Raw genomic sequence first — 21567 nt, 5'->3', positions numbered from 1 at the left:
CAAAAGGCCATGACAGCAAATTGAAACAAAAAAAGTGCGCTGTTTTTCCTGCTATCATACCGCGATTATGGCAAGAATGCAATATAAAACTGCTGTATCCCGTCTTCTTTCGTTAAAAATGCTATTTTAAAGAAGCAACTATTGATATAGATGGCGCAATAATTGTAAAGTCAAAACTGTCATTATCTGCTATATTTAAGTCATCTTAAGTATATCATTGATCCAGGAGGTAATAAAATGAGAGAATATCATGTGGCGGTAACCGGCTGTGATTTTGAAGACGGCACAAAGGACCATCCGATCCGAACCATATCGAAGGCCGCGTTACTCGCCATGCCGGGAGACCGTGTCATTGTCCATGAGGGAGAGTACCGGGAGTGGGTAAAACCAGCGCAGGGCGGTACCAGCAGTGTTTCAAGAATTACATACGAGGCAGCGGAAGGAGAACGCGTCGTAATCAAGGGTTCTGAGCAGATCACGTGCTGGGAGCCGGTGGAGGGCAGTCTCTGGAAAGCAGTACTTCCCAATTCCTTCTTCGGCACATATAATCCGTATAAGGAGGTTCTGGGAGGAGACTGGTTTATCTATCCGAATGACAATTCCCTGCATGCCGGGGACGTCTACCTAAATGGAAAATCCTTTTATGAAGCGAAGAGCCTGGAGGAAGTGAAGAATCCGGTTATCCGCACCGAGGGAGTGAATCCGCCGTGGACCAGGCATCCGGAGCCGATTCTGCATCCGGAAGATACCATGTATCAGTGGTATGCCGAGACAGATCAGGAGACTACGGTGATCTATGCCAACTTCCAGGGCGTGAATCCCAACGAGGAACTGACAGAAATCAACGTGCGCAAATCTTGTTTCTATCCTGAGAAAACAGGATTAAACTATATCACGGTACGCGGCTTCGAGATGGCACAGGCGGCATGCCCGTGGACCCCGCCGACCGCAGATCAGCCAGGACTTCTGGGAACGAACTGGAGCAAGGGCTGGATCATTGAGAACAATAAGATTCACGATGCCAAATGCAGCGGTATCAGTATCGGAAAGGAAGCCTCCACAGGCCATAATCTCTGTACCAGGACCCACAGAAAGCCGGGATACCAGTATCAGATGGAAGCCGTATTCCGGGCAAGACAGATCGGATGGAGCAAGGAGACGATCGGTTCCCATGTAATCCGGAACAATGAGATTTATGACTGCGGACAGAATGGTATAGTGGGCCATATGGGCTGTGTCTTCAGCGAGATTGCCCATAACCATATTTATAATATCGCGGTAAAGCATGAATATTTCGGATATGAGATCGGAGGAATTAAGCTGCACGCCGCCATCGATGTACAGATTCATCACAACAGCATACATAACTGCACGCTGGGAACGTGGCTGGACTGGCAGGCCCAGGGAACGAGAGTGAGCAAGAACTTATACTATGCCAACGACCGTGACCTCATGGTGGAGGTAACCCATGGCCCATATCTGGTGGACAATAATATCTTTGCATCCGATTATAATTTCGACAATATCGCCCAGGGCGGCGCCTACCTTCACAATCTCTGCTGCGGCACCATGCGCAGAGAGGACGTGCTGGACCGGTCCACTCCTTACCACTTCCCTCACACGACAGAGGTGGCGGGAACCACAGTGGTTTACAGCGGTGACGACAGGATCTATCAGAACGTATTCCTGGGAGGAGCCGTGACCTATACAGAGCAGTCCCTTCACGGAACCGAGGGCTATGACGGCCATACGAATTCCCTGGAAGAATATATAAACGATGTCATCTCCCGTGGAAACGGTGATTTAGAGCAGTTCAAGCATGTAAAACAGCCGGTATACATCCGTGGAAACGCCTACTTAAAGGGGGCTAAGCCCTATGGACGGGAAGAAAATATGCACGTAAGCGATATGGATCCTGCCGTTCGGATTGTAGAGACTGACGGAAAAACGTATCTGGAGCTGAATGTGGAAAAGGAGATGCTGGAGATTCCGACAGAAATCTACAATTCCGAAAAACTGGGAATGCCGCGCATCACGGAGGCCGCGTACGAAAATCCGGACGGCACACCAATCGTATTCGATACCGACTATCTGGATCAGTCCAGGAGCGGACAGCCTGCGGCAGGCCCGATTGAAGGCCTGAAAGAAGGAATGAACCGGATACTGGTTTGGGGATAATGGAATTACAGAATTAGGAGATACTGATAGAAACAAAATTTTCAGGGGCGCAGAACGCCCCTGATTTTTTGTCTCTACCCTTTCACAAGTGTCTTTCACATAGTCATATTTTCAGACAAACAGCAGCCATATCCGATAAAATGCAGATTTCCATCCATCTTTCTTAAGGATTCATTCCGTGTTTCCCAAGTATTTTGTGGTAATATTTACCTGTCGCAGATAAGAATATGAGAATCAGACAGGGAGGTGTTCTGTGAACAGAAAAAGAGTAATGACGGCAGTTGTGATTTTTGCTGTGCTGTGCGTTGGCGGAATATCGTGTGCGCCGGGTGCCTTGGGCGTGACGGTGGTATCGAGTGCGGCAGAGACATCGTGTGCGGCAAATCCGTGTGAGAGCACCGGAAATCAGAAACAGGCAGTGGTTTCAGGAAACTCGGTTTCCAGAAACGTGGAGTTGCGTGAATACGAAGACAGCGGATGGCCGTATTTATATGATACCTACACCAATCATACCGATAAAACCATCTCATCCAGACAGTACTGCATGCTGGCCTACGATAAAGAGGGGCAGCCGCTGAAGCTTCAATGGTATATCATGGATTCCAGCGATAAACCGGCATATGACTGTCTGTACGATGATCATAATGAGATAATACCCGGGGCGGCCGCTGATTCCGGCTGGACGCTTTATGACGGAGAGAAGATGGCAGGATGGCCGAAGATCGGAGACGGCGGACCAAACCGGGTGGCCTATGCGCTTTACTGCGATCGGAGGATAGTATTTTCGGATGGAGAGGTATGGGAAAATCCAGGATATGAGGACTGGCTTGAGAAGTATAAAGGAAAATCCGTGCCTGTCGAAGAACTCAAGAATTACTACCCATCGGTTCTTTTGGTTACTCTGCAGGATCAGGACGGCTAAACAATAATTCCCAGCATGGAGGTTGACAATGAGTACATTCGCGTTAAAGATCACAGCCCTTATCCTTATGTTTCTCGATCACATAGGACTCTATTTTGAAGGTGCGCCGATGTGGTTCCGTTGGGTGGGGAGAGCTTCCTATCCTCTGTTTTTATTCAGTATGGTCTGGGGATATCACTACACAAGAGACCGGAAGAAATACCTGCTTCGTTTATACCTGATGAGTATTTTTATGACCTTTTTTACTTACTTCATTAAAATCAGGTTTGATGCAGCCATTGACTATGGATACCATAATATTTTCCTGTCCATGTTTCTGGTGGGCGTTTTAATCAGCACCATCGAACTGTTTATGAAGGACAGAAAAAAGGGCGGTATCATGATCGGCATCATTTTTCTCGTTCAGGCCTTATTTTATATGATGCCCGGCTTCTTCCCCTTCCTTCACAGTCTCAGCGGAGATACGCTCACCGGTGTCATTCCCAATCTGGCGCTGAATGAGTATGGGCTTGAATTCATTGTCCTGGGTGTGCTGATGTATTTCCTGAAAGAGAAGAAGGATTTATTAACAGTCGTGTATCTGCTTTTCTGCATCGCCCAGTTCAGCGAGGAGATGCTGGCCGCAGGCACCGCCACACAGTGGATGATGGTGCTCGCCCTGCCGTTCATGCTCAGCTACAATAACCAGAAAGGCCCAGGATTAAAATACTTTTTCTATGTTTTCTATCCGGCACATACGTTTTTGCTGTTTTACCTTGCAAATTATGTCTTTGTAAAATAAATGTTATTCGTAGGGTTTTCACACGAAAGCAAGCAGCACCAGATGCAGAAATCTATCCGGTGCTGCTTGCTTTTTATGTGCTGTCTCATTCATACCGATATTAGTTTGCCTGTTTCGCAGATTCCGCCGCAGGAGCGGGAGAGGAGAACTGCTCCGTCAGCTTTTCGAGTAAGTCCCTCGCCTCATTTCCCTGTTCCAGTAAATCATCCACCTCGGGAGTTTCGATATTATGGATCAGGACATTCCGCGTCTTCCGGAGGGCGACGATCTTGTTGAGGCATTCCTTGTCGAGAATATCCAGCCGCTTTAAGGTATTGATATTAAAGGCGCCGCGCGTCTTCGGCGAGCTTTTGTATGATATACGGTTCAGGAAATGCTCCAGAGGCACCCACTGGTTAAAGAAGTAGGTGATGGAGTTGCTCGCCACCTCGTCGGCATCGCCGGCGATGCGGAGCTCCCGGTAAATCTGGTACCGTTTTTCATTACCCGTAATGATCTGATCGATGATCTGCTGGGAGATGTTGCGGCGGTCCTTTTCGAACTTGACTGATTTTAAGACCGGTTCGATCTCTTTGACGCCGTTCATCTTAAGCCTGCTTAAGAGCTTGAATAATAACTCGATATTTCCCATGCGGAGCTCGATGTCCTCACGGCGGAAATTATTGCTTAAGTAATTGTAGAGGTAGGAAGCCAGCTCATACTGGCTGCCGAATGTGGCGTTTTTGCTCTGAACCCTTTCATTGCCGGCACTCTGCAGTCGTTCCAGAGCGATCTCTCCGGCGAGGACGAGTCCGTTCAGCTCATCGATGATAGCCAGCTCTTCTTCCGACAGGGTTCCCGAAAGAGGCTTGTAGACGAGATCGTGTTCGACCTCGGACCATGCATGCATCAAAACAGAAGCCACCTGAATCTCAATCCGTGCGGCGGCGTATTTCTGCTGTGGCTTGTCTAAGGATTCTTCCTTCATATGAGCCCTGTAATGGTTGGCCCAATAGCCGGAAAAACGCTTGTTGTAGGTGGGCGGCTTGGACTGCTCCGGGAACTGCTTAGTCTCTATAATGGTAAACAGATCGGCGATCAGGCTGTTGGCCTTGTCGCGGTCTCCGGGGAAGTAGAGGGATACCCGGACTCCGGATAAATCGGCGATATCCTCGTAAATTTCCCTCATGTTTTTATAGGGAACCGGCCGCCGGCTGTTCCTCCTCAATACCTTGCTTTTTAATCTCACAGGATTCTTGGCCCTGGATGTCACCATGGCGCGGATACCGGCTGCCTGAAGCGCGGATTCCAGCTGCCTGGCTGCGATGTGTCCGGCCGTCTCGTAAAAGTTCAACTTTTTCTTATAATTTTCAATAAACTGGTTAATCAAATCCATACACATTCCTCATTGGTTTCTTGTTACATGTTTATTATATCGCAATAGGAAAAATGATACAACCAAAAAGCTTTAAAAGAATGTAAAGTTCTGCCGTAATATCCGGATCTGCCGACGCGGACCGAAACGTGCAGACATCCTTGTATTTCCCCCAAAGGAGAGGTATAATACATAGTAAATCAAACTGGGCGGAAGGGGGATATGCCTGTGTTTCTTTTATTTTTTGCAGTGTGGATGATTTTAAACGGTAAAGTGACGGCGGAAATCTGTATCTTTGGCGTTTTGATTTCAGCCGCACTTTTTTATTTTATGTGCCGCTACATGGAATACAGCCTGAAAAAGGAGCTGCTGCTGTTTCGTCTGATCCCGCTGTTTATCCGTTATTTCGGAGTTCTCGTGAAGGAGATCGTAAAGGCCAACGTGTGCGTGTTAAAGATCATTCTGTCGCCGGAGCTTCAGCCGGAGCCGGCCTTCGTGTATTTTGACACGGATTTCAAGACGGGACTGGCGCGGGTTCTGCTGGCCAATTCCATTACGCTGACGCCGGGAACCATCACCGTGTCCGTGGAGGACGACCGGTTCTGCGTGCACTGTCTGGATAAAGAACTGGCCGAGGGGATGGAGACTTCTGTATTCGTAAAGCTGCTGAAGGAAATGGAGGACATGGAAGCAAAATGGACAAAATAGGACAGGCTTATGAGATGCTTTTAACCGGGGCAGCCCTGATTCTGGCAGTTCTGATGATCATCAGCATCATTCGTTCCGTTCTGGGGCCGAAGATCTCGGACCGGATTATCGCAGTCAATATGACAGGAACCATGGTGATCATGGTCATCGCCATTCTTTCCGTTTACCTGGATGAAAACTATTTGGTGGATGTGAGCCTGATCTATGCCATGATCAGCTTTTTAGGCGTTGTTGTTCTCTGCAAGGTATACACGGGAGTCTATCTGCAGAAGAAGAACCGGAAAGCCGATTTAGGAGCAATCGAGGACAACGTAGGCATACAGGCGGAAGAGGAGGACTCACGATGACGTGGCAGTGGATCAGATTCGCACTTTCGGCCGCCTGTCTCGTGACGGGGCTTGTTTTTATGATACTGGCCGTGTTTGGAGTAAACCGTTTTCACCGGGCGCTGAACCGGATGCATGCGGCGGCTATGGGAGACACGCTGGGGATTTTGTTCGTATTTGCGGGACTCATCCTGATTCGTGGATTTTCCATGGATTCTTTAAAATTATTCCTGGTTATCCTGTTTTTCTGGACTGCGGGTCCGGTATCCGGCCATATGATCAGCCGCCTGGAAGCCATGACTGACGAAAATCTCGGTGAGATCCTCGTGATCCGGAAGGGAAAAACCGATAAGAAACAGAAGGAGGAAGAAAAGGGCGATGAAACTCTTTGAAATCATTCTTTTAATCTGTCTGATCGTATGTGCGGTATCGGTTGCATTTACGAAGGATTTACTGACATCCATCGTTATTTTTATGTCCTACAGCCTGATCATGTGTATCATATGGATTCTGCTTCAGTCGCCCGACCTGGCTATTACCGAGGCGGCGGTGGGAGCGGGCGTGACCAGCATCCTCTTTTTCATTACGCTAAAGAAGATCAGAGCCATCCGAAAGGAGGACCGTGATGAGCAGGACGAAGGATAATTACGAAAACAGCCTGTGGCTGAAATTCAGGAAATGGATCGACGGCGAGACGGACCTTCTCGCAGACGGAATGGAGATCCGCGTTCCGGAGGAAGACTCAAAGGTACTTTCGCAGGCGGCGCAGTCAGCACAGGCGGAGTTTCCGGGAGATGATCCGGGAAAGGCAGACAGAATGCGGAAGAAGGAAGAACGGGGACTTCTCCTGTTTCACCGGTTCTATCAGGTCATGTCGGTTCTGCTGTGTCTGACGATCATTTTTGTTCTGCTCTGGACGATCGCCTATCTGCCGGTCTTTGGTAATGCAGGAAATCCGGACAACAACGAGGTGTCCGCCCGGTATATAGAAAAGGGAGTGGAGGAGACCGGCGCGCTCAATTATGTCACCGGTATGATTCTGGATTACCGCGCCTTCGATACATTTGGGGAGTCGTGCGTGCTGTTTATCGCTTCCTGCTGTGTCCTGGCGCTGCTCCGGATTGATGCGGTGAGCCGTGACGCACAGACGCGCAAACGGCTCGATGAGGCTAATGACCGGCTCTTTGAACCGAAAAACGATATCATTTTACAGAAATGCGCCTGCGTGCTGGTCCCTTTTATCATGATCTTCGGCATCTACATCATTTTAAACGGCCATCTGTCGCCCGGAGGCGGGTTTTCCGGAGGCGCAGTGCTGGGATCGGGTCTGATCCTCTATTTAAATGCCTTCGGTTTCGAGAAGACGGAGCGGTTCTTTACGGAGAAAGTGTACCGCAGAATTACACTATGCGCGCTGACATTTTACTGCGTGGCGAAAAGCTATTCTTTCTTTACCGGCGCAAACCATTTAGAGAGCGGAATCCCTCTTGGAACTCCCGGGGCCATCTTAAGCAGCGGGCTGATTCTGCCTCTTAACATCTGCGTGGGTCTGGTTGTGGCGTGCACCATGTACGCATTTTACACGCTGTTCCGAAAAGGAGGGATGTGACATGGCAGTACATTTGCTGCTTAATATAGAAGAGACGGTGGCGGTGATTCTGTTCGGCGTGGGATTTACCATGCTGCTGCTTCATAAGAACTTAATCAAGAAGATTATGGGAATGAACATCATGGACACGGCGGTCTATCTATTCCTGGCGGCAAAGGGGTATATCCAGGGAAGAGCCGTTCCTATCGAGATGAACGGCATTAGAGAGGCGGCGGCTTACATCAATCCCGTACCCAGCGGCCTTGTCCTGACGGGTATCGTGGTTTCGGTCAGTACGACTGCGCTGATGCTGGCGCTGACGATCCGCCTGTATGAGCGGTACGGTTCCCTGGATTTGGATGAGATTCTGACACAGGCGAAAGAGGAGGAAAAGACATGACTCTTGTTCAAAACTTTCCTTTTTTCTCCATCATCATCGCCATGTTTTCCGGTATTTTGTCGTGCGCCCTCTCTGGTAAAAAGGCCAGGAATTTAAGCCTGGCGGTTATTGCGGCTACGACGGTCATGTCGGCCGCCGTCCTTCGCTTCTGCATGGGGACGGGGGAGAGCTATACCTATATGATGGGACATTTTCCGGCCCCCTGGGGAAATGAGATCAGGGCCGGCGTCTTAGAAGGCATGACCGCCACCGTATTCGGCGTGGTCATGCTGCTGTCCGTCCTGGGAGGCATGGATCATACCGCGGAGGACGTGGAAGGGTCAAAGCTGAATTTATTCTATGTAATGATCGATTTGATGCTCAGTTCGCTTCTGGCCCTTATCTATACGAACGATTTATTTACCGCCTATGTATTTGTGGAGATCAATACCATCGCAGGATGCGGGCTGATCATGATACGGCAGAAGGGCAGGAGCCTGTCGGCGGCGATCCGGTATATGATTATGAGCCAGCTGGGCTCGGGCCTGTTTTTAATCGGGCTCAGTATGCTTTACGATGTAACGGGCCATCTGCTGATGAGCCCGGCGAGGGCGGCGGTGGAGGCCATCGAAGCCGCGGGCAGCTATGAGATTCCCATGCTGGTAATTCTGGCGGTGATCAGCGTCGGACTGGCCATCAAGAGCGGACTGTATCCGTTTCATTACTGGATACCCGATACCTATGGCTATGCGACTCCGACGGCCAGCGCCATTCTGTCCGGACTCGTGTCCAAAGGGTATATTTTCCTGCTGATTAAGATATTCTACCGCGTGCTGGGAAGAGAAAATGTGGTAGCCAGCCGGATTGTCAACGTTCTGTTCATCTTCGGACTTGCCGGGATGCTTATGGGGTCCCTTCATGCGATTCTGGAAAAGGATACGAGGAGGATGATCGCCTATTCTTCCGTGGCTCAGATTGGCTATATTTACATGGGAATCGGCCTTGGAACGGAAGCCGGAATGGTGGCTGCGGTGTTCCACATGTTCACCCATTCGGCGACCAAGGCGCTGCTGTTTATCAGCGCGGTGGGGCTCTATGAGGTGTCCGGTGATAAAAAGGACTACAAGAGTCTGCGTGGAGCGGGATACCGGAACCCTCTGGCCGGAATCGGATTTTCCGTGGGGGCACTCTCCATGGTGGGATTTCCCATGCTGGCCGGATTCATATCCAAGCTGCTGTTTGCCACATCGGCACTCCAGAGTCCGAATAAGATGATTATCACGCTGATTGGTCTGGCCGTCAGTACGACGTTAAATGCCATCTACTTCCTGCGCCTCGTTATCACCCTGTACTCCAGAGAGGGAGAACGGGAGACCAGAGGAGCGGCAGAGCGGTCGGCAGTCAGGAAAAGTTCCTGGAAACTCAGGCTGGCCGTCCTGTGCTTCATCTTTATGAATCTGATTCTGGGACTACAATCCCAGCCGATCGTACAGGCGATTGCAGCCGGACTTTCAACGCTTGAATAAGCGTTACTCCATTAAGCTCGTAAAAACCTCGCTGAGTGGAGATGACATGTATCGCACGTAAGCGGTCAAAACACGACCGCCAAGTGCTCATAACAAGGAGATACTTTATGTACCAAGAGATGGATCAAAACGTGACATTGCTGCTCCCGGTTATCATACCAATTGCAGCAGGAATCCTGCTTCTGACGGTGAAGCGGTTCAGAAGCAGCCGGAAAGCGATGCTGTGCCTGGTTATGGCTGCGCTGACGGCGGGAGCGCTGTGCGCCTTTGCCGCGGTGGCGCCGGGAGGCGGGCTTACGCTCTGGAAGCTGACTGACACCATTACCATTGAATTCCGGGTGGATGGGATCAGCAGGCTTTTTGCCGTGCTGACGGCGGTGGTCTGGCTTCTGGTAGGGATCTATTCCATTACCTATATGACCCATGAACGGGATGAACACCGGTTCTTCGGGTTTTACTTAATCGTCCTCGGAGTGCTGATCGGACTGGATTTTTCCGCCAATCTGGTGACCATGTACGTCTTTTACGAATTGATGACGCTGACATCGCTTCCCCTCGTTCTCCACGAGCTCACAAAGGATGCGGTTATGGCGGGACTCAAATACTTATTTTACTCTGTGGCGGGCGCTTTCCTGGCGCTGTTTGGGATCCTCTTTCTGGCCAGCATTTCCGGTACTCTGGCGTTTACTCCGGGAGGTGTGCTGGGAGGTGTGTCCCTTGCCGGAAAGGAAGGAATCCTGCTGGCTGCGGTGTGCTGCATGCTGCTGGGCTTTGGAACGAAGGCCGGTATGTTTCCCATGCACGGATGGCTGCCCACAGCTCATCCGGTTGCTCCCGCGCCGGCCAGTGCCGTACTGTCGGGCCTGATTACGAAATCGGGCGTACTGGCGGTAATCCGGGTGGTCTATTATATCGTCGGGCCGGAGCTTCTCCGCGGAACCTGGGTACAGACCATGTGGATTCTCCTGTCCCTGCTCACCGTATTTATGGGCTCCATGCTGGCTTATAAGGAACCGGTCTTAAAGAAACGGCTGGCGTATTCGACGGTCAGCCAGGTCTCCTATATTCTGTTCGGGCTGAGTCTTTTGGAGCCGACGGCATTTGTGGGGGCCTTATCCCATGTAGTGTTCCATTCCATGATCAAGAACGGACTCTTCCTGGCGGCCGGCGCCATCATATTTAAAACCGGATGGACCAGAGTGGAAGAGATGCGCGGTCTCGGCCGGGTGATGCCGGTGATGCTGGGCGGCTATACGGTTCTGTCCCTGGCGCTGATCGGAATTCCGCCCTGCAGCGGCTTTGTGAGCAAATGGTATCTGGCGTGCGGGGCTCTTGCCTCCGGAACGGGAGTGTGGACGATCGCGGGACCGGCCGTGCTGCTGATCAGTGCACTGCTCACTGCCGGTTATCTGCTTCCTCTCACCATCCATGGGTTCTTCCCGGGGGAAGACTTTGATGAGAGCGGATTAAAGGCAAGAGGGCTTATAGGGCAGGAACCGTCGCTCTGCATGATGGTACCGATACTGATATTTACGGCGGGGGCCCTGCTTTTCGGCTGCTTCCCGGGCCGGTTCCTGGCTATGCTGGAATCCATTGCCGCGGCCGTACTTTGACGGAGGAATGCGTATGAACGGAATCTTACTGGCAGTGCCGGCGCTCCTTCCGATCGTGGGAGGTACGGCGATTCTCGCCTCCGGATACGGGGCCGGGGATGAGAGAACATACAGACATCTGGAAATTGTCGTGGAAGGACTGGTGCTTTTAAACAGCCTGCTGGTGGCCCTGCTGATCGCCGGCGGAAGCGGCATGGATAATGATCTGGTGCTCTTTAAACTCTACGGGAATCTGACGGTCCGGTTTAAGCTGGACCGCATGGGCTCGGTATTCGCGGGCCTGGTGGCGTTTCTGTGGCCTCTGGCAACGCTTTATTCATTTGAATATATGAGGCATGAAAAGAGGCGGGTCTCCTTTTTTGCCTATTATCTGATGACGTATGGGGTGACGATCGGAATTGCGTTCTCAGGCAACTTAGTCACCATGTATCTGTTTTATGAGCTGCTGACGCTGGTCACCTTCCCTCTGGTGCTCCATCCCATGACAAAGGAAGCCATGCGGGCGAGCCGCAAATACCTCTATTATTCCATCGGAGGCGCGGCGTTCGCCTTTATCGGCCTGATTTTTGTGTTGAAATATTCAGCCACGGGAACCACGGAATTCGTTCCGGGCGGCGTCCTGTCCCTGACTGCGGCAGAAGGCGACCGTGGAACGCTGCTGTTCGTCTATATCCTTGCATTCTTCGGCTTCGGAGTTAAGGCGGCCGTATTTCCATGCCACGGATGGCTTCCGAAGGCCACCGTGGCGCCTACGCCGGTGACAGCTCTGCTGCACGCGGTGGCTGTGGTGAAATCCGGTGCGTTTGCCATACTTCGATTCACTTATTTCAGCTATGGAACGGAATTCCTGCGGGGAAGCGCGGCACAGTGGGTGGTCATGGCCGCAGCCATGGTGACGATTATCTTCGGCTCTACCATGGCAGTCAGGGAGATTCACTGGAAACGCCGTCTGGCGTATTCCACGATCAGCAACCTGTCGTATATTCTGCTGGGAGCGTCGATGATGAGTCCTCTGGGTCTGGCGGCCGCCTTAAGCCATATGGTCTTTCACGCATTTATGAAGATCTGTTCCTTCTTCTGCGCGGGGGCTGTAATGCATCAGACCGGAAAGACATACGTCTATGAAGTGGACGGCCTGGCGAAGAAGATGCCGCTGACGTTCGGCTGTCTGACTGTGGCCAGCCTTTCCCTCATGGGGATCCCTCTGTTTGCCGGTTTTATCAGCAAATGGAACATTGCGGAAGCGGCCTTCGCCTGCGGCAGTCTCACTCTGGCAGGCGGCAGCAGAATGGGAATTCTCCCGTATCTGGGAACGGCTGTGATCCTTTATTCGGCCCTGATGACCGGTGTCTATATGCTTACTGTGCTGGTGCGGGCGTATTTTCCAAAGGTTGGGGCGGCCGCGGCGGTAAAAGAGGAACCATACACCGATCCCAACTGGATGATGATGGTGCCGCTTCTGATCTTCGCGGCCGCAGTGCTGGTGTTTGGCCTGTATTCCGGGCCTCTGATGGAGTTGCTTACGGCGATAGGAGGTGAGGCCGGATGAAGACCCTGTTTGATGTGGCGATACCCGGATTCTGTGGGATGGGACTGCATTTTAAGCTGGACGGCTTCCGTCTGGTCTATTCCTGTATCGCCGTATTGATGTGGGCCGCCAGCGGTGCATTTTCCCTGGAATACATGGCTCACTATGAGAAACGCCGGAAATACTACGTTTTTTTATGGGTGACATTTTTTGCTACCGTGGGAGTGTTTCTGTCTGCGGATTTGTATACCACCTTTATTTTCTTCGAAATCATGTCCTTTACTTCGTATGTCTGGGTGGCATTCGACGAGAAGGAGGAGAGCCTTAAGGCGGCGGAAACCTATCTGGCTGTGGCGGTCATCGGCGGCCTTGCCATGCTCATGGGGCTGTTCCTTCTCTATGACCTGACGGGGACCCTGGATATGGATCTGATCGGTCCGGCGGCGCGGCCAGCCCTGGAGAACAGCGGCGGTTACCTTTCGCCAGCCGCACAGCTTTATACTGCGGGGGGACTGCTTCTATTCGGTTTTGGAGCCAAGGCGGGCTGCTTTCCACTCCATATCTGGCTTCCCAAGGCCCATCCGGTGGCACCGGCACCGGCCAGCGCGCTGTTGTCTGGAATACTGACGAAGGCCGGCGTATTCGGAATCATTGTGATTACCGGGGGGCTGTTCTTTTCCGATGGAAACTGGGGGCTTCTCCTCACCATGCTGGGGCTTGTGACCATGCTTCTGGGCGCGCTTCTGGCGCTGCTGTCCGTTAATTTAAAGAGGACGCTGGCGTGTTCGTCCATCTCTCAGATCGGATTCATTTTAACGGGAATCGGTATGGCAGTTCTTCTTTCCAGCGTGGGAGAAGAAAATGGTCTGGCGGTGTGGGGCACATTTCTTCACATGGTCAATCATTCGCTGTTTAAACTGGTGCTCTTTCTCTGCGCCGGGGCGGTGTATATGAATCTGCATAAGCTGAATTTAAATGATATCCGCGGTTTCGGCAGGAAGAAGCCGGCGCTTGGCTTCTGTTTCCTCATGGGAAGCCTGGGAATCGGCGGAATCCCGCTGTGGAGCGGTTATGTGAGCAAGACGCTGCTCCATGAGAGCATGGTGGAGTATGCGAAGGCCGTGGGAGAAGGGGCTGCCGTTTTGGTGAATCCGGGAATGGTTTCTTCCTCTGCCGGAATGCCTGACATCGTCACATCGCTTCTGCTGAATCCGGGAATCTGGAAAGCGGCGGAATGGGTGTTTCTTCTGACGGGAGGAATGACCGTGGCCTATATGCTGAAGCTGTTTATCGCCCTTTTTGTGGAAAAACATCCGACCGAGCAGGCGAAGTACGACGCGATGTCCACCTCCTGCATGAAGCCTCTCAGCCGTTCCGTGCTGGTTGGCTGTTCTGCGCTCATTCCGCTTCTGGGCATGACACCGCATCTGTCCATGGACCGGATCGCTAGAGCAGGCGAACCCTTTTTCCAGGGAGATGAGATGCTTCATTCCGTGGCTTATTTTTCTCTGGGAAATCTAAAGGGCGGAGTCATTTCCATCGGAATAGGCGTCGTGCTCTATGTCCTCGTCGTACGTTTGCTTCTGATGAAAAAGGACGAACGAGGCACAGCGATTTATGCAGACCGCCTGCCGTCCTGGCTGGATCTGGAGAATCTGGTCTACCGGCCGCTTCTTCTGCGTATTTTGCCTGGAATCTGCGGCACGGTATGCGCCTTGATCGACCGGTACCTGGTCTCCACGGTGGTGACTGTATTTCTGGCGGTGTCCTCCGTAGTCTGCCGGGCCATGGATTCATTCGTCGACGGCCTGATTCTCCTTGCGAGAAAGACGACTCACCGGCAGCTGCCGGGAACCGTAAAAATAAGGGAAAATGACAGACTCGCCTACATCCTTGGAGGTATGGCGGATGAAATCGCGGCATGGAAAGGCAGGCGGGGCAGGAAAATCAAAACGGACCGCACGTCTGCGATTCCACGTTTCATAGAGGCGGAGGAGGAGCTGAAACGGACCGGAAAGCTGGTCGAAGAAAGCTTTTCCTTTGGCCTGATGCTGTTCTGTATCGGGCTCTGCCTGACGCTTGGATATTTACTGGCAGTCTTCCTTATGGGATAGACCGCCGGGAACTGGAAGCCTCAAAATAGAATGTTCCCGCCGGCTTGGATGAACCGCTTCCGCGGAGATTCAAAGCGGCGGGGATTTTTTGTGTAATAGAAAAGTGTTCCTATTACACAAAAAGCCCTCTGGACAGGAGGCGCACTCCGTGCTGAGGAAGTATGGCTGCTGAAGCAGACGAGCTCCGGCGCAAGAGTCCGGATCACCGGGCTTTTGGAGACAGAACAGCAGGAGAATGCCGGGCTGTGCGGGAAATGCTGGATGAGGTCTTTCGAAATTTTTGTGTTTATGGTATGATGAATGCTTAAATACGAAACACTGGAGATACAGGATGGAGGAAAAGGACATTGATGATAGAGACAGAACGGCTACAGCTGATTCCGCTGACGCCGGATCAATTAAGGCTTTGGGTTACTGATATGGCAGAGTTGGGGTCGGAACTCGGTGTTGCCTATAATGCTGAGCCGATGGAAGGTATTTTCCTGAAAATTGTTGAAGGGCACTGGCCTCCATACGTGTACTGGGCAGATGCGGCTTTAAGAAGTGGAAGACAGAGGAAAATTTGTGGTGGAGGCTTGACGGATGAACATACAGATATTCGGTAAAAAGAAGTGTTTTGATACGAAGAAGGCGGAGCGGTATTTTAAGGAACGGAATATACGCGTTTAGATGATCGATATGGCGGAAAAGGGCATGAGCAAAGGAGAGTTTACCAATGTAAAGCAGGCGGTTGGAGGCGTGGAAGCGCTGATCGACGAAAACTGCAAAGACAAGGATCTGCTGGCCCTCTTAAAGTATCTGTCACCTGAGGACCGGGAGGAAAAGCTTCTGCTGAATTCCCAGGCCATAAAGACTCCAGTGGTTCGGAATGGGAAAAAAGCGACTGTGGGATACCGGCCGGAGATATGGAAAGAATGGGACGAGTAGTCCGTTCTTCAGGCACGCTCTGAGAAAGTGAGGAAATGTATGACAGGTATGAACAGGTCCAGGACGGCCCTTATAGCCGCTGCTCTTGTGTGCGTTCTTGCGTCTGGCGGCTGCGCCTCCGGACACGCGGCACAGGAGAATGGAACATCAGGAGGACAGACGCCCCCGACTTCTGCAAAAAGCAGCCAGAAGGTGAATGCGGGGACAACCTCAACCGGCATTCAGGAAGAGACCTCTCCGTCAGACAAAGATATATCGGCAGAACCGGTGAATCATGTAAATGGCAGCAGCGAAAATGGTGCCGCGGAGGCTGAAGGCCGGACGTCACTGGACTCTCTGAAGCTGCAGGAAACCGTCTTAAAAGGGATGGTCTGGACTGCATCGGAGAAGCGGATGGTCTATAATACTGCTGATAATTCGTTTGCGTGGTGGTGTCTCTACGGCATCGCGGGGACCGGAGCAGCGCAGGGAGAGACGGAGGTTTCCGTGAAGACAGGAAAGCTGAAGGAGTATATGTCCGTCCTTTTTGAAGGAAAAACGGAGCTTCCTTCCATACCGGAATCCATGGCCGGATTTATCGTGCCCGACGAAAAGGATGACGCTGTCGTATTTCACATAGAAGGAGCATTCGACGGCAGTTTTACTTTTTCGGAGCCGGAACCTGTCGATGAGGACCATGTGAAGGTTACGGGAACATGGAATACAGAGAAAACAGACCCGCCGGCTATCCAGTTTTATCTGGTAAAAAGAGCAGGGGACGATTATCCCTACACGGTCCAGTATATGGAGATGGAGGGATACGTCTGCAATGATATCCTGGAAGGCGACCGTGTCTTCGAGCCATAAAGACAGCAGTACCGTGTGCGGCAGTCTTCCGGACAGGAGAGAGCCGCACACGTTTGCATTTTAAAAATAGAAAAAATCTATAGGTTTTTCAAAGAAATCTGCATTGTTATTCCAGTTCAGACTGCTATAATAACCGTAGACAATTTTAGAAGGAGGACATGACAATGGCAATTTTAGTTACTGGCGGAGCCGGATACATCGGAAGTCACACCTGCGTAGAGCTTTTGAAGGCGGGCTATGAGGTGGTAGTAGTGGATAATCTCTGTAATTCCTGTGAGGAATCCATGGAACGTGTACAGGAGATTACGGGAAAGACGCTTGCATTCTACGAGGCTGATCTGCTGGACAAAGCAGCGATAAGCCGTATTTTTAAAGAGCAGAAGATCGATGCGGTGATCCATTTCGCAGGCCTTAAGGCGGTGGGAGAATCTGTTTACAAACCGCTGGAATACTATCACAACAATATTACCGGCACACTCGTGCTCTGTGATGTCATGCGTGAACACGGCGTAAAAAGCATTGTATTCAGTTCCTCCGCGACTGTATATGGCGATCCTGCATTTGTTCCGATCACGGAAGAGTGCCCGAAGGGAGAGATCACCAATCCATATGGCCGGACAAAGGGAATGCTGGAGCAGATTCTGACCGATTTACATACGGCAGATCCGGAGTGGAATGTCATGCTTCTGCGCTATTTCAATCCGATCGGAGCTCATGAATCGGGAAGAATCGGTGAGAACCCGAAGGGAATTCCGAACAATCTGCTCCCATATATCACCCAGGTTGCAGTCGGCAAGCTGGAATCTCTCGGAGTCTTCGGAAATGATTATGATACCCCGGATGGAACGTGTGTCCGGGATTATATTCACGTTGTGGATTTGGCGGACGGCCACGTCAAGGCGCTTAAGAAGATGGAAGGCGAAAAGGGCGGCGTATTGATCTACAACCTGGGAACCGGCTGCGGATACAGCGTTCTTGACGTTATTCATGCCTTTGAAGAAGCCAATGATTTAAAGGTTCCTTACGAGTTCAAGCCGAGGAGAGCGGGCGATGTACCTCAGTGCTACGCCGATCCGGCAAAGGCAGAACGTGAGCTGGGCTGGAAGGCGGAACGCGGTTTAAAGGACATGTGCCGCGATTCCTGGAACTGGCAGAAGAATAATCCGGAAGGATATGCGGAATAAAAAGATATACTGTGATGTTATGAAGTAATGGAAAATACAACCGCTTATGCGGTGTGGACGGCTCTCCGGCGCTGGAATTCAGGCGCCGGAGGAAGCCGTTTTTTTGTTTTGTGTAACGGGATAGAAAGCGATACGAAGATAGAAAATAAAGACAAAAGATATTGCTCGAACATATATTCGAAAATACTTGATATATTCTTTACAGTATGCTAAAATAAAAGAAAAAAAAGAACGTATGTTCGAGGTGACCTATGCTGATTCAGGAAGATTTAAGTATACAGGAAAAACTGGAGATCCTTTCCGACGCTGCCAAATACGATGTGGCCTGCACCTCCAGCGGCGTTGACAGAAAAGGTAAGGCAGGGATGCTTGGCAACACGGTTGCAGCCGGACTCTGTCACAGCTTTGCGGGAGACGGAAGATGCATCTCCCTTTTGAAGATTCTCTTCACCAACCAGTGCATCTATGACTGCAAATATTGTATTAACCGCTGTTCCAATGACGTGGTAAGGACCGCATTTACACCGGACGAGGTCTGTACATTGACCATGGAGTTTTACAGGCGGAATTATATTGAGGGGCTGTTTTTGAGCTCCGGAATTTTATACAGCGCGGATTACACCATGGATTTGATCTACCAGACCTTAAAGAAGCTGAGAGAGGTATACCGCTTTAATGGCTATATCCACGTAAAGGCAATTCCGGGGGCCGACCCGGTTTTAATTGAAAAAGTGGGATTTCTGGCAGACCGAATGAGCATAAACCTGGAGCTGCCGACCGCGGATGGCTTAAAAAAGCTGGCTCCCGGTAAGAGCAGAAGCAAGATACTGACTCCCATGAGACAGATTCAGCGTGGCATAACCGCGAATAAGTTCGAGCTGATGGAATATAAAAGGACGCCCTCCTTCGTGCCCGCGGGACAGAGTACACAGATGATCGTGGGCGCGACGCCGGAAAATGATTATCAGATGATGATGGTGGCGGAGGCGCTCTACCAGAACTATGATTTAAAGCGGGTTTTCTATTCAGCCTTCGTCCCGGTCAACGAGGATTCCAGCCTTCCGGCGCTTCCGGGCGGGCCGCCGCTTCTGCGGGAACACCGGCTCTATCAGGCGGACTGGCTCCTGCGGTTTTACGGCTTTAAGGCATCGGAGCTCCTGACAGAGGACCGGCCGAATTTCAATGTGTTTCTGGATCCCAAGTGTGACTGGGCGCTCCGCCATTTGGAACTGTTTCCGGTAGAGATCAACCGTGCCGATTACTATACGCTTTTGCGGGTTCCGGGAATGGGAGTGAAATCCGTAAAACGAATCATCGCGGCCAGAAGGCAGGGCCTGCTGGATTTCGAATCCTTAAAGAAGATGGGAGTCGTACTGAAGAGAGCCATGTATTTTATTACATGTTCCGGCCGGATGATGTATCCGACCAGGATGGATGAGGATTACATCACCAGCCACTTAGTCGGTGATGAGCGCCGTGCAGTATGGGATATCAGCCAGCAGGGGGCTTACCGCCAGCTGTCGCTGTTCGATGACATGAAGCTTAATATGGCCCCGGTCCCTGCAGACCGGTATTCAGTAGTAACAGGGAGTATGTGAGTGATATGACGGTTTATACGTGTAAAGATAGCTTTGAAGGGATTTTAACAGGTGTGTATGACGCATGGATGAGCCGGAAGGGCCATTCCAATGTGAGACTGGAGACTGCGGGCCAATACAGCACCATGGAACTGTTCTGTGATTACATTGACGTCATACCCGACGAGGAAAAGGTGGAAAAGGTGATCCGGTCGGTGCGGACCAGAATATCGGAAGCAGCGTATGAAGCCATCTACAAGGCCTCCTTGAGCCGGAACGGAGAGAAGGCGGATCATATCTACCGTTTCCTGATCCGGGGGTTCCAGAAGGGAGCAGGCATCACCCAGAGCCTCCAGCTGCCCGAGGTATTCCAGATATTCGATATGTGCCGGAATCTTGACAACGAGGCGCATCTGGAGACGGAGTTTCTGCGGTTTATCCAGATGGATGAGGACATGCTGGTCAGCCGGATCGGCCCGAAGAATGATGTGCTGGTGTTAATCGCCCCTCATTTTGCAGACCGCATGCCGGCGGAGAACTGGATTATCTATGACGAGAAAAGGAAGAAGGCCGCCCTTCATCAGGCTGGACGGCCATGGTTTCTTATGGAGCTGGATTCCAGAGAGTGGGAGGAAAAGCTTCATAAGGCGACAGAAGACGACGAATACCGGGAACTGTGGAAGGCATTAAGGAGGAGTATTACCATAAAAGAGCGGTGGAATCCGGTGTGCCAGAGGACTCATATGCCGCTGAGGTACAGGGCGTATATGCCGGAATTTGACCATGGCTTAAAGGATCAGTGGTGATTACAGTCCGAAAGACCGGAGGAAGTCTTTCACGAACTTTGCATTTATGATATACTTCTCTTATACGACAGAATGATACTGTTCATGTTTCAGAGAGGAGTCACTTACATGATAAGACGAAGAGAGTTCAGAGTTCCTTCCAGCGATGGAAAATCAGGACTGCATACCGTTTTGTGGGAACCGGATGGAGAGGTGAGACAGCTTCTTTTGATTTCTCACGGAATGACGGAGCATATCCTTCGGTACGATCCATTTGCCTGTTTCCTGGCAGAACAGGGAATTGCGGTGATCGGCCATGATCATCTCGGTCATGGAGGAACGGTGCAGAATGGGCGGTATGGCTACTTTGCCGATAAGGTCGGCCATGTCTGCGTTATCAGGGATTTACATAGGACAGCCAGCCGCATACGCGTCATGTACCCGGGGCGTCCGCTGTATATGCTGGGGCACAGCATGGGGTCCTTTTTCCTCAGACGGTATCTTACACTGTATGGGGAAGAACTGGCAGGTGCGATCATTATGGGAACGGGAGACCAGGCGATGCCGATTGTGATCGCAGGCAAACTGATTGCCGCCTCCATCGGCCTGATCCGGGGAAAAGAGTATCAGAGCAAATGGATGCACCAGCTGGTTTTGGGGAATTACAACCGTTCTTTTATGCCGTCCAGAACAGACAATGACTGGCTCTCCAAGAACTGTGAATCTGTGGATCAGTACTGCGGTGACCCGTTCTGTAATTTTAAGTTCACCGCTTCGGCGTACTGTGATTTCTTCAATATTATGCTGGATTTAAAGCTGCACCGCCAGGAAGACCGGATTCCCAGATCCCTGCCGCTCTTTATTCTGTCAGGGGCACAGGATCCGGTCGGTGAATTCGGGAGAGGCGTCAGACGCGTGTTCCGCAGGTATAAGAAGATCGGCATGACGGATACCGAGATGATTCTCTACCCGGATGACCGCCATGAGCTGTTGAACGAGACAGATAAAGAAGCGGTCTGGCATGATATCTTAAGCTGGATTACGTATCACCAGTATAGCATTGCATAAATAACTGAGTAACAGTGTCTGGCAGGCAGGTTAAAAACTGCTTGCCAGACAATCTAAAATCCTGTATGATAAATACAGGTTCCAATTCAGGAACGTTCTATGAATCGATGCGGTTCTGCATCATATTTCCAACAGAGAATGAAAACACAAAATGAAAACACAG

General features: G+C 51.1%; 20 protein-coding genes and 1 pseudogene. 20 read left to right on the top strand and 1 reads right to left on the bottom strand.

What is annotated here, in order from left to right:
* Nucleotides 1–237 precede the first annotated feature (237 nt).
* The 3 genes from H8S75_RS29175 to H8S75_RS29165 all read left to right on the top strand — a co-directional run bounded on the left by H8S75_RS29175 (nucleotide 238) and on the right by H8S75_RS29165 (nucleotide 3881).
* Nucleotides 238–2178, top strand: coding sequence for a right-handed parallel beta-helix repeat-containing protein (locus tag H8S75_RS29175; RefSeq protein ID WP_187024514.1), 1941 nt, complete (start codon nucleotides 238–240; stop codon nucleotides 2176–2178).
* Between the two features lie 253 nt (nucleotides 2179–2431).
* Entirely contained in the window at nucleotides 2432–3100 is a 669-nt protein-coding gene (locus H8S75_RS33180) for a DUF5780 domain-containing protein (RefSeq protein WP_187024513.1), read from the top strand.
* A 28-nt stretch (nucleotides 3101–3128) separates the two neighbouring features.
* Nucleotides 3129–3881, top strand: coding sequence for a TraX family protein (locus H8S75_RS29165; protein ID WP_187024512.1), 753 nt, complete (start codon nucleotides 3129–3131; stop codon nucleotides 3879–3881).
* Nucleotides 3882–3981: 100 nt separating this feature from the next.
* On the opposite strand, the gene H8S75_RS29160 is transcribed toward H8S75_RS29165, so the two are convergent.
* On the bottom strand, nucleotides 3982–5256 hold the full coding sequence (locus H8S75_RS29160; protein ID WP_187024511.1) for a RelA/SpoT domain-containing protein: 1275 nt from the start codon (nucleotides 5254–5256) through the stop codon (nucleotides 3982–3984).
* 201 nt (nucleotides 5257–5457) lie between these two features.
* Between H8S75_RS29160 and H8S75_RS29155 the strand changes: the two genes are divergently transcribed.
* The 17 genes and pseudogenes from H8S75_RS29155 to H8S75_RS29075 all read left to right on the top strand — a co-directional run bounded on the left by H8S75_RS29155 (nucleotide 5458) and on the right by H8S75_RS29075 (nucleotide 21404).
* The gene (locus H8S75_RS29155) at nucleotides 5458–5943 is read left to right on the top strand and encodes a Na+/H+ antiporter subunit E (RefSeq protein WP_080665462.1); all 486 of its coding nucleotides are present in this window, start codon (nucleotides 5458–5460) and stop codon (nucleotides 5941–5943) included.
* A complete protein-coding gene (locus H8S75_RS29150) occupies nucleotides 5931–6290 on the top strand; it encodes an MrpF/PhaF family protein (protein ID WP_156832298.1) in 360 nt (119 codons plus the stop codon). Before H8S75_RS29155 ends, H8S75_RS29150 begins: the two co-directional genes overlap by 13 nt.
* Complete coding sequence (locus H8S75_RS29145; RefSeq protein ID WP_055652590.1) at nucleotides 6287–6661, top strand: cation:proton antiporter; 375 nt, start codon at nucleotides 6287–6289, stop codon at nucleotides 6659–6661. Before H8S75_RS29150 ends, H8S75_RS29145 begins: the two co-directional genes overlap by 4 nt.
* Complete coding sequence (locus H8S75_RS29140; protein ID WP_055652591.1) at nucleotides 6648–6914, top strand: hydrogenase subunit MbhD domain-containing protein; 267 nt, start codon at nucleotides 6648–6650, stop codon at nucleotides 6912–6914. Before H8S75_RS29145 ends, H8S75_RS29140 begins: the two co-directional genes overlap by 14 nt.
* On the top strand, nucleotides 6895–7878 hold the full coding sequence (gene mbhE / locus H8S75_RS29135; protein WP_187024510.1) for a hydrogen gas-evolving membrane-bound hydrogenase subunit E: 984 nt from the start codon (nucleotides 6895–6897) through the stop codon (nucleotides 7876–7878). The genes H8S75_RS29140 and mbhE overlap by 20 nt, the downstream gene beginning before the upstream one ends.
* 1 nt (nucleotide 7879) lies before the next feature.
* Complete coding sequence (locus H8S75_RS29130; RefSeq protein WP_187024509.1) at nucleotides 7880–8257, top strand: sodium:proton antiporter; 378 nt, start codon at nucleotides 7880–7882, stop codon at nucleotides 8255–8257.
* Nucleotides 8254–9762 (top strand): complex I subunit 5 family protein, encoded by a 1509-nt coding sequence (locus H8S75_RS29125; protein WP_187024508.1) that lies wholly within the window; start codon nucleotides 8254–8256, stop codon nucleotides 9760–9762. The genes H8S75_RS29130 and H8S75_RS29125 overlap by 4 nt, the downstream gene beginning before the upstream one ends.
* Before the next feature lie 107 nt (nucleotides 9763–9869).
* Nucleotides 9870–11375, top strand: a complete 1506-nt coding sequence (locus H8S75_RS29120) for a complex I subunit 5 family protein (protein ID WP_349769011.1) — start codon at nucleotides 9870–9872, stop codon at nucleotides 11373–11375.
* 13 nt (nucleotides 11376–11388) lie between these two features.
* A complete protein-coding gene (locus tag H8S75_RS29115; protein ID WP_187024507.1) occupies nucleotides 11389–12924 on the top strand; it encodes a complex I subunit 5 family protein in 1536 nt (511 codons plus the stop codon).
* Nucleotides 12921–15017: a complex I subunit 5 family protein gene (locus H8S75_RS29110; RefSeq protein ID WP_187024506.1), complete on the top strand. Its 2097-nt coding sequence runs from the start codon at nucleotides 12921–12923 to the stop codon at nucleotides 15015–15017. Before H8S75_RS29115 ends, H8S75_RS29110 begins: the two co-directional genes overlap by 4 nt.
* A gap of 350 nt (nucleotides 15018–15367) precedes the next feature.
* Nucleotides 15368–15622, top strand: coding sequence for a hypothetical protein (locus H8S75_RS29105; protein WP_243270511.1), 255 nt, complete (start codon nucleotides 15368–15370; stop codon nucleotides 15620–15622).
* Nucleotides 15600–15944: pseudogene (locus tag H8S75_RS29100) on the top strand (arsenate reductase family protein). The gene H8S75_RS29105 and the pseudogene H8S75_RS29100 overlap by 23 nt, the downstream one beginning before the upstream one ends.
* A gap of 39 nt (nucleotides 15945–15983) precedes the next feature.
* Entirely contained in the window at nucleotides 15984–16790 is an 807-nt protein-coding gene (locus tag H8S75_RS29095; RefSeq protein ID WP_187024505.1) for a hypothetical protein, read from the top strand.
* A 164-nt stretch (nucleotides 16791–16954) separates the two neighbouring features.
* The gene (galE, locus tag H8S75_RS29090; RefSeq protein WP_187024504.1) at nucleotides 16955–17974 is read left to right on the top strand and encodes a UDP-glucose 4-epimerase GalE; all 1020 of its coding nucleotides are present in this window, start codon (nucleotides 16955–16957) and stop codon (nucleotides 17972–17974) included.
* Nucleotides 17975–18225: 251 nt separating this feature from the next.
* Nucleotides 18226–19572, top strand: a complete 1347-nt coding sequence (locus H8S75_RS29085; RefSeq protein WP_187024503.1) for a putative DNA modification/repair radical SAM protein — start codon at nucleotides 18226–18228, stop codon at nucleotides 19570–19572.
* Nucleotides 19573–19577: 5 nt separating this feature from the next.
* Nucleotides 19578–20357, top strand: coding sequence for a TIGR03915 family putative DNA repair protein (locus H8S75_RS29080; RefSeq protein ID WP_187024502.1), 780 nt, complete (start codon nucleotides 19578–19580; stop codon nucleotides 20355–20357).
* 108 nt (nucleotides 20358–20465) lie between these two features.
* The gene (locus H8S75_RS29075) at nucleotides 20466–21404 is read left to right on the top strand and encodes an alpha/beta fold hydrolase (protein ID WP_187024501.1); all 939 of its coding nucleotides are present in this window, start codon (nucleotides 20466–20468) and stop codon (nucleotides 21402–21404) included.
* The last annotated feature ends 163 nt before the right edge of the window (nucleotides 21405–21567 follow it).

The organism is Hungatella hominis (genome assembly GCF_014288005.1).
In the GTDB taxonomy this organism is placed as follows: domain Bacteria; phylum Bacillota; class Clostridia; order Lachnospirales; family Lachnospiraceae; genus Hungatella; species Hungatella effluvii.
The sequence above is the reverse complement of the archived record's forward strand: the minus strand, read 5'-3'. Positions and strand labels throughout refer to the sequence as shown.